Here is a 6,313-nt window from a genome sequence, read left to right as displayed (position 1 = left end):
TCCTTGCACCGAAGCACTTTTGCCATGGGGAGTCCTCCTTGATTAACCCGGGTCTCGCCTCGTGGCTGTCCTCGCCTGCGGCTCGTCCGAAGCCCGTCGGCTCGAATTTCACTCGGGCCTCGCCTCGTGACGGGCCTGCCTGGCGGCATGGCCGACGTCCCTCGGCTCGAACTACTGTCGAGCATTGACCCTACCACCGTTCCCCGGGGCAGGCAAACCCCGGCCACGCTCACCGGCCGGCCGGCTTGGGCGGCTCGGCCTGGACAACCGTGAAGAGCATCGAGGCCGCATCGGCGCCGCCCTTGACGAAGTAGACGACGAGTCCGCTCGCGTAATAGAAGACATCCTGCCCCTCGTCAACGCCGACCCGATCCGGCGAGCCCCAGCCCTCGAGGACGACGCGCCGCGGGAAGACACCCGGCTTGGGCTCCAGAACCATCGACCTCACGACGGCCGGGCGGTAGCCCTGGGAGGTGAGGAGCCCGAAGTCCACCACCATCCGCTTCATCCCGACCGGAGCCGCCGCGCCCTCGTACACCCACTGGGTCGTCGGGTAGCCGTCCACGGTCCGGCGCGACTCGCGCGACGGACCGCGGTAGCGCGCGCGGACGGTCTCGTTCGTGCTCACCCCCGGGGTGATCCCTCCCCACTCTGCCGCGACGGCACTCGAGGCAAGCGCCCCCAGCAGCAGGAGAGCCGCCCATGCGGTCAGCCTCCGTCTCACACCGCGGGCCCCACGAGACGCGTGCCGTCGGCCTGTCAGCCTCAATAGCCGAGCGCCAGCCCGTCGCCGCGCGGGTCGGCCCCACCGATCAACGTCCCGTCCCGCACCACGATGCCGTGGGCGTGGCCCATCCGGTGGAAGAAGTCGCTCACGACCTCGACGCGGTGGCCGCGCCGGGCCAGGCCGCTCACGCTCCGCTTCGGGATCCGGCCCTCGAGCCAGACGCCGTCGCCGGCCGCGTCCTCGGGCTTGAAGCGCCCCGCCAGAAAGCGGGGGCGCTCGATGGCTTCCTGGATGTCCATCCCGAAGTCCAGGACGTTCGTGAGCACCTGCGCGTGGAACATGGCCTGTCCCTCTGAGCCCATGGTGGCGAAGCCGAGGGCCGGCCGGTCGTCCCGCGTGACGAGCGCCGCGATCAGCGTGTGGAAGGGCCGCTTGCGCGGCGCGAGGCAGTTCGGGTGGGACGGGTCGGTGCTGAAGTGAGAGCCGCGGCTCTGGAGGACCACGCCGGTTCCCTCCGGCACCACGCCCGAGCCGAAGGCGTGAAACAGGCTCTGGATCACGCTGACCAGGTTGCCGTGCCGGTCGGCGATGACGAACCCGGTCGTGTCGCCCGCGGGTTCCCCCCACCGGTAGCCCTGCGCCTTCTCGGGGTCGAAGGCCTGACGGCGGCGCGCCGCGTAGACCTTCGCGAGAAGCTCGTCGACCGGGACCCGGGCGTGAGCGGGGTCGGCCACCCAGCGATCCCGGTCCGCGTAGGCGAGCTTGACGATCTCGAGGAGGAGATGGAGGTGATCGGCGGAGTGGAAGGCCATCTTGGCCAGGTCGAACCCTTCCAGGAGGTTCAGCGCCAGGAGCGCGGCCAGCCCCTGGGTCGGCGGCGGCGTCTCGTAGACCGTGTAGCCGCGGTACGCCGCGGCGATCGGATCGGTCCACTCTCCTGTGTGGGCCTGGAGGTCCTCCAGGGTCAGAAAGCCCTCCGCCTCGAGGCGCCGCGCGAGGGCCTCGGCGATCCGGCCCCGATAAAAGGCGTCGGGCCCTTCCTTCGCGAGGGCGCGCAGCGTGCGCGCGAGATCCGGTTGACGGAGGAGCTCGCCGAGGCGCGGGGCCCTCCCACCCGGAAAAAAGATCCGCTGCCACTCGGGGTCGCGGATCTCGACGCCGCGCTCGGCAATGCTCTGGCTGAGGAGGCGGGTCGCAGGAAAGCCGGCCTCGGCATGCTGCATCGCGGGACCGAGAAGATCGGCGAGCGTGCGGGTGCCGAAGCGCTCCAGCAGCATCGCCCAGCCGCGCGCGCACCCCGGGACCGAGACCGCGGCGGGCCCGAGCGCAGGGACCCGGGAGAGGCCCCGCCGCGCGAGCTCCTCGAGCGAGGCGCGCGAGCCCGAGCGGCCTGCGCCAACGAGACAGTGCACGCGCCGGGAAGCCGCCTCGTAGTAGAGAACGAAGATATCGCCGCCCAGCCCGCACATGTTGGGCTGGGTGACGGCGAGGACCGCGTTCACCGCCACGGCAGCGTCGGCGGCGTTCCCCCCGGCCTTCAGCAGCTCGATGCCGGTGAGCGTGGCCAGCGGATGGGCGGCGGCGACCATGCCCTCCCGCCCGAGGGCCACCGGCCGATGGGCGTACCCGATCTGGGGCACGTCAGGTCTCCCTGAAGAGTTTCGTGATCTCGTCCTGCTGGAAGATGGGCATCGGGGCCGACCGGCCGCCCTCGACGAGCGTCACGCCCTGCTCCCGCGGCGTGACCTGGCCCACGAACGCGCAGTCGATCCCCTCGCGCGCGCAGGCGTGGAGGACGATGGGAGCGTCGGACGGCGCCAGGGCGAGGAGCAGGGCCCCCGAGGCGATCGTCCCGAGGGGATCCAGGCCGAACTCCCGACAGAGCCTCTCGCCCTCGGGCACCACCGCGATGCGCTCGCGCTCGACACGGAGCCCGACGCCGGACGCCGTGGCCAGCTCCCAGAGCGCCGTGGCGACGCCGCCCTCGGTCGGATCGTGCATGGCGTGCACGGGAGCCAGCTCGCACGCGAGGAGGGCCTCGGGGACGACGCTGATCCCGGGCCTCTTGAGAAACCCCTTCGCCCGCCCGATCAGCTCGGGCGCGACGCCCCGACGGAGCAGCTCGGCTCCCCGCTCCCGCGCGATGATGGCTGTTCCCTCCACCGGCACACCCTTGGTCAGGAGGATCGCGTCTCCGACCCGCGCCCCGCCGCTCGTGACCAGCCGCTCCTTGGCCACCTCGCCGAGCATCGTCCCCACGACGATCGGCCGATCGAGCCCGTGCGTGATCTCGGTGTGGCCGCCGACGAGCGACACCTCGAGCTCCTCGCAGGCGCGCCCGAGCTGGGCGAACAGCTCTTCCACGGTCGCGTCGGTCGTGCGGCCTTCGGGGAGGAGCAGCGCGGCGAGAAACCAGCGCGGGCGCGCCCCGCGCACCGCCACATCGTTGGCGTTGACCTGGAGGGCGTACCAGCCGATCTCGTCGGTGGTGAACGTGATGGGGTCCGTGGTGGCGACGAGGCAGCGCTCGCCCATCTCGATGATGGCCGCGTCCTCGCCGACCCGCGGCCCGACCAGCACGCGCGCGTCGCGGGGCGTCAGCTTCTCGAAGATGGCCTGGAGCGCCTCGGCCCGAAGCTTTCCGACCGGGAGGGAAGGTATCACCGACCCAGTATAGCCCAGTCGGAGGGGGCCCCCTCCCCGCGCTTCGCGCCGGGGGCACGGCCCCCTCCGATTGCCGCCTTCCGCCGATGTTCCGCGCGCGTCCGTCGCTGTCAACCTTCGGCGATCCGTTGACCCGCTTCGTCGGCCGCCCGTATAATCCGCCTGAGTCTCCCGAAGGCTGGCCACGCTCCCGCCATGACCCGGGCCATCCTCGAGTGCGCCCCCAACGTGAGCGAGGGGCGAGACCGGCGACTGGTCGAGCAGTTCGCCGGCACCGTCCGCTCGGTGGACGGCGTCCGCCTTGCCGACGTCCACGCGGATCCCGATCACCACCGGTCGGTCCTGACCTTCCTCGGGACGCCGTCGGAGGTCGAGGCGGCGGCGCTGGCCCTGGCCGCGACGGTTCTCGCGACGGTCGACATGAGCACCCATGCGGGCGTTCATCCGCGAATCGGCGCCCTCGATGTGCTCCCCTTTGTCCCGTTGAGGGGGATGACCATGGCCGACGCCGTCGCCGTGGCCCACCGGGTCGGTCGGCGGCTCGCCGAGCGCCACGGCCTGCCGGTCTACTTCTACGGCGAGGCTGCCGAGCGCCCCGAGCGAACGCGACTCGCGGAGATCCGAAGGGGCGAGTACGAAGGGCTCGGGCAGCAGATCGCCGATCCGGCCTGGGCTCCCGACGCAGGGCCGGCACGCTTCAACCCTCGCGCTGGAGCGACCGCGGTCGGGGCACGCCCGATCCTCGTCGCCTTCAACGTCTGGCTCGACACGAACGACCTGGAGGTCGCTCGCGCGATCGCCCGAGAAGCCCGGGAATCCTCCGGCGGGCTCCCCGGAGTCCAGGCGATGGGGCTGCCGCTCGCCAGCCGCGGGGTCGTCCAGGTCTCGTTGAATCTCCTCGACTACCGGCGGTCGTCACTCGCGCGAGTCTTCGACCTGGTACAGAGCGGGGCAGCGCGGCGCGGGGTCGCGGTGAAGCGGAGCGAGCTGGTGGGGCTGGCGCCTCGCGAAGCCTTCGAGGGACGCCCGCCCGAGAGCCTGGGAGTGACAGACTTCACACCCGCGAAGCTCCTCGATAGCTACCTGGCCGAGGACCCCTTGGCCCCGGCCTAACCCGGGGTTCTGCTTACGGGGAACCCGGGGAGGCCGATTCCCGTTTATGATAGTGCTCCCAGAGGGAGCCCTTACCCCGCTGGCCATCCCCAAACGGAAGGAGGTGAATCCGCATGAAGAAGTTCCTGCTCGGAATGGCAATGGTTGCGTTCACAGCTATGCCCGCCCTGGCTGCGCAGTGCCCGCTCCTTCAGCAGCAGATGGACGCCGCCATCGGCAACCGGCTGGATCCCGCTGCGGCGAATGCCAAGGCCCTCGCGGCCGAGGCCTGGTCACTCCACCAGGCCGGCAAGCACAGCGAATCCGTCGCGAAGTACGACGAGGCCGCGAAGGCAGCAGGCATCCAGCTCAAGAAGAAGTAAAGAGGTCAGCCCTCGACAGACCGATCCACCCGGCATCGCGCATGGTCGTTCGAGCCGAGGGACGTCGGCCATGCCGCGAGGCAGCGGGCACCCGCGGCACCCAGCGAAGCTGGGTCCCGCGGGTCGCACGAGGCGAGGCCCGATAAGGCGGTGCCGGCACTTTCGGGGGGGCGTTTCGCCCCCCCGATGTATTTTCTCAGCCGGGATCCGCGCCGAAGCTCAGGAGCTTCAGGAGGTCAGCGGTCAGGTCGTAGAGCTGGGCGCAGCCCGAGAGCCCGCCGATCAGCGTCCCGATCCGTTTGCGAAGCTCAGCCGTCACGGGCTGCCCGACGAGCGACGCGATATTGCGCTGGGGGTCGGTACAGATGCCGAGGTAGGGGAGGCGGGGCGTGCTCGAGCCCGCGTCCACGATGACCCCCGAGCTCAGGTCCACAGCGTACCAGATCTGGAACGAGTGGGCCTCGTCGAACATCGAGTGCGTGAGCATGAGGCGCCCGTCCCGCCGCTCCAGCCTCGCCACCTTGCTCCGGTTGAAGATGCGGACGGCCCCGACGGGCGGGGCATACAGGGCCGGCTGCATCGCACTCCGGACCTGGCGCTCCCTGAAGAGCGCCTCCGACTCGGGCCGATACGCGTAGCACGACGACGGCAGATCCACCCACCCGGTCATGTCGAGGTGCCAGTAGCCGATCGGCCCCTCCGCCATCCGCTCGCTGACGAGCGCCTCGGGAAGCCGCGTCACCTGGCGGGCCAGCCGGGCCACCTCGATGGCGGCATCCACGAAGTACTGGGCGCCGCGCCGCCCCTCCAGGGCCCCGGCGAGGCTACGGGTGAAGCCCGCGACCATGCGGAGGCCTGCGACCTTCGCGGTAGCGGCGCAGAGCGCCGGGTCCATGCGCTCGGCGTCACCGATCAGGACCTTCGCCCGCGCCGAGAGGATCGCGTAGTCGGGTGAGGGGGTCGTGTCGGCCGCCAGCTCGAACGCGATCCACGGGTCGGCGATCCTCACGGTGACGGCGAAGGCGTCGGAGCTGGGAACGTCCACCCACCCGTGAATCACGCGCTCGTAGCGGTCGGCCTCCACCAGGTACGGCGAGCTTATCGGCGCCGGGCGCCCTTCACCCGCGCTACTTGGTCGCGTACTTCTCGGGGTTCCGATCGAAGGTCTCCTTGCAGGAGAGCGCGCAGAAGTAGTAGGTCTGCCCCTTGTAGGTGGACGAGCCCGCAGCCTTCGAGGGGTCCACCTGCATCTTGCAGATCGGGTCCATCGCCATCGTGATCACCTCCTCGGAGCGGGCCGCGGGTCCTGTCGCCGCGAGCGGGGCGCCCCACCGGAGGGGCCGGGGGTCCCGGGCACCCGGCTGCCCGTCGAAGACGGAGCGCAGCCGGGTCGGGGCGGGGGTGGCCCCGACGGACGGGCTGCTCGCGGCGACCGGGTACCCACGCC

7 protein-coding genes are annotated in these 6,313 nt (G+C 71.2%); 2 read left to right on the top strand and 5 right to left on the bottom strand.

What is annotated here, in order from left to right; genetic code table 11:
* Positions 1–229 precede the first annotated feature (229 nt).
* The 3 genes from HY726_17450 to HY726_17440 all read right to left on the bottom strand — a co-directional run bounded on the left by HY726_17450 (position 230) and on the right by HY726_17440 (position 3,391).
* Positions 230–628 (bottom strand): hypothetical protein, encoded by a 399-nt coding sequence (locus HY726_17450; protein ID MBI4610783.1) that lies wholly within the window; start codon positions 626–628, stop codon positions 230–232.
* Between the two features lie 137 nt (positions 629–765).
* Positions 766–2,367, bottom strand: a complete 1,602-nt coding sequence (ggt, locus tag HY726_17445) for a gamma-glutamyltransferase (GenBank protein MBI4610782.1) — start codon at positions 2,365–2,367, stop codon at positions 766–768.
* 1 nt (position 2,368) lies between these two features.
* Positions 2,369–3,391 (bottom strand): hydrogenase expression/formation protein, encoded by a 1,023-nt coding sequence (locus HY726_17440; GenBank protein MBI4610781.1) that lies wholly within the window; start codon positions 3,389–3,391, stop codon positions 2,369–2,371.
* A gap of 195 nt (positions 3,392–3,586) precedes the next feature.
* Here HY726_17440 and ftcD point away from each other — a divergent pair, with 195 nt between their 5' ends.
* Entirely contained in the window at positions 3,587–4,504 is a 918-nt protein-coding gene (gene ftcD / locus HY726_17435) for a glutamate formimidoyltransferase (protein ID MBI4610780.1), read from the top strand.
* A gap of 113 nt (positions 4,505–4,617) precedes the next feature.
* Positions 4,618–4,866, top strand: a complete 249-nt coding sequence (locus HY726_17430) for a hypothetical protein (protein ID MBI4610779.1) — start codon at positions 4,618–4,620, stop codon at positions 4,864–4,866.
* A 196-nt stretch (positions 4,867–5,062) separates the two neighbouring features.
* Here the strand turns inward: HY726_17430 and HY726_17425 are convergent, their stop codons facing one another.
* Together HY726_17425 and HY726_17420 are read right to left on the bottom strand one after the other, a co-directional pair.
* Positions 5,063–5,950, bottom strand: a complete 888-nt coding sequence (locus HY726_17425) for a DUF2889 domain-containing protein (GenBank protein MBI4610778.1) — start codon at positions 5,948–5,950, stop codon at positions 5,063–5,065.
* A gap of 43 nt (positions 5,951–5,993) precedes the next feature.
* Positions 5,994–6,140: a YHS domain-containing protein gene (locus HY726_17420; protein MBI4610777.1), complete on the bottom strand. Its 147-nt coding sequence runs from the start codon at positions 6,138–6,140 to the stop codon at positions 5,994–5,996.
* Positions 6,141–6,313 lie beyond the last annotated feature (173 nt).

Source organism: Candidatus Rokuibacteriota bacterium, from assembly GCA_016209385.1.
GTDB lineage: Bacteria > Methylomirabilota > Methylomirabilia > Rokubacteriales > CSP1-6 > JACQWB01.
This window is presented reverse-complemented; position numbering and strand designations above follow the sequence as displayed.

Coding starts and splice junctions, on each gene's coding strand:
- HY726_17430 (MBI4610779.1), top strand. CDS start 4,618: ATGAAGAAGTTCCTGCTCGGAATGGCAATGGTTGCGTTCACAGCTATG.
- ftcD (MBI4610780.1), top strand. CDS start 3,587: ATGACCCGGGCCATCCTCGAGTGCGCCCCCAACGTGAGCGAGGGGCGA.
- HY726_17420 (MBI4610777.1), bottom strand. CDS start 6,140: ATGGCGATGGACCCGATCTGCAAGATGCAGGTGGACCCCTCGAAGGCT.